Consider the following 1,793-nt stretch of genomic DNA (forward strand, 5'->3'; position numbering starts at 1 on the left):
CAGCCCAAGCCGCGCGCAGGATCGCGGTTCTGGCATCGGCGCGGTTCGGGCCGGCGCCGACTACGGCCCCCATCAGATCGTCTAAGGCCGCGAGACCGCCGGCATGGTCCGCCTCGATGCCTTTGCGGCGCAGGGCGGACCGGAAGGCGAGAGCGGCCGGAGCGTTCAGGCCATGCCGCTCAATGCCGTCCAGAAGGGCCAGGATTGCAGCGGGCGTGACGATGTCGCCGCTCACACCCTGCACACTCTGCTCGCTCACGGGCGCGCACGCGCGCGAGGCCGAGGCGCGGCCGGGATGGGGGAGGCGGTCGGGATCGGACTTGCGGGGCATGGCGTCTCCTTTCAGACGGCGGGACGGTTCAGGGCGGCGTAGCTCGCCCAGACACGGCGCTTGTCGAGCGGGTCGAGGGTGGTGAGGGCGGACAGGGACGGCGCCAGCAGCCCGGCATCTTGCTCGGCTCGGCGCAGCAGGTCCGCCAGGGCGTGACCGCGAGGGCCGGTCGACAGGTGAACGATGGCGCGCAGGCAGCGGAGGCGTGCCTTGCGCTCGGCAGGGTCGAGGTCGACCGCAAACGGGCCCCAGGAGTCGGCGGCGGGGATCACCGGCCGAACTCCCAGATCGGTACGCCTTCCGGCTGACCGGGCTTCTCGCGGTGGGTTAGGTGGCCGAACCGGATTTCCGTCGCCGTGATCGCGCGGACTTGGCCCCCGACTGGCAGGACGAGAGCGCCGCAGGCGTCTACGCGAATGATGCCGGCTTCACGGTGGACGCCGAACAGCCGCGGTGCCGTCCAGCCAAGCGCCTCGGCGGTCGAGCCGAACTGGTCGAGGAACGCGGTCGCTCGGGCATAGACCTCAGCCCACTCGCCGACGCGATACCCGACAGCGTCCGGGAACCGGTCCGGGTCGATAGAGGTGAGGCGCGCGAGACCGGCGCGCCATAAGGCGAGACCGTCGGCAGTCGGAAGGGGTGGACGCAGCACCGAAGGCATCACCGCCAGCACTTCGGTCTCGGCCTTGCGGATCTCGGACCGGGTCTGGGCCTCGGCCTCCGCACGGCTCAAGCCGCACTCGTACTCCAGGAAGGCGGCGCGCTCGTCGAAGGTCGGCGGCAGGGGCACCGGGTGGGCGGCATCGGGGGACGCCGGCAAGGGCTCAGTTCCCGTTTTCTCTCTCAGTTCCCGTTTTAGAGAGAGAGACCGGGACCCTGGGTTCAGCCGGGCCGCGTGTATAGACAGGCACCGAGCTCGCGTTCCGCCGGAGCGGTGATCGGTTCGGGACACGGCACGCGTCAGGACGCGGAAGCGGGGCCGGACCGGAGTGCTGCGCTGTCGGCAACGGCTTCAGAGACGAGAGACCGACCACCGTAGCATAGGCCCCGCCCGACCGCCCCTGGCCCTGACCCGCCGCGGCGTGCTGGCCGGCGCCGTGGGCGCAGCCGCGGGTTCGCTTCCGGGCAACGCGATCGCGGCTGGTCGGGAAACGGCGCCGGCCCTCCCGGGCGCCGGCGAGGCCTTCGAGGCGAACACGCTCCTCGATTTCGCCCGGGCCCGGTCCAAGGCGCCCTGTGCCGGCCCGAAATCCGGCGACCTGCCGGCCGCCCTGAAGGACCTATCTCGGGACGCCTGCGAGCCGCTCCGCCGCGCTGCCGGACGGGCCAACTGGGCCGCTCGGGGCAGCGGCTGCAGTTTCGAGCCTCTCTCGCTGCGCTCGCTCTTCGTCACCCGGGCCGCCCGGTTCCTGGTGGATCACGGCCTCGTGCTCCCCGTGTCCTCCGACGAGACGCTGTTCGC

General features: G+C 71.9%; 3 protein-coding genes and 1 pseudogene. 1 reads left to right on the forward strand and 3 read right to left on the reverse strand.

The annotated features are described in order from the left end of the window. From MKK69_RS05075 to MKK69_RS05085, 3 genes are all read right to left on the reverse strand, one after another. A partial coding sequence (locus tag MKK69_RS05075) for a hypothetical protein (RefSeq protein ID WP_409564779.1) occupies positions 1-331 on the reverse strand: 331 nt, incomplete at its 3' end. Positions 332-342: 11 nt separating this feature from the next. Then, on the reverse strand, positions 343-603 hold the full coding sequence (locus tag MKK69_RS05080; RefSeq protein WP_243966618.1) for a hypothetical protein: 261 nt from the start codon (positions 601-603) through the stop codon (positions 343-345). Then, positions 600-1,151 (reverse strand): hypothetical protein, encoded by a 552-nt coding sequence (locus MKK69_RS05085; RefSeq protein ID WP_243966619.1) that lies wholly within the window; start codon positions 1,149-1,151, stop codon positions 600-602. The genes MKK69_RS05080 and MKK69_RS05085 overlap by 4 nt, the downstream gene beginning before the upstream one ends. A gap of 262 nt (positions 1,152-1,413) precedes the next feature. Here MKK69_RS05085 and MKK69_RS05090 point away from each other — a divergent pair. Further along, positions 1,414-1,793, forward strand: a pseudogene (locus MKK69_RS05090) (glucan biosynthesis protein D); the annotation flags it as partial.

This window comes from Methylobacterium sp. J-026, assembly GCF_022829585.1.
Classification (GTDB): domain Bacteria; phylum Pseudomonadota; class Alphaproteobacteria; order Rhizobiales; family Beijerinckiaceae; genus Methylobacterium.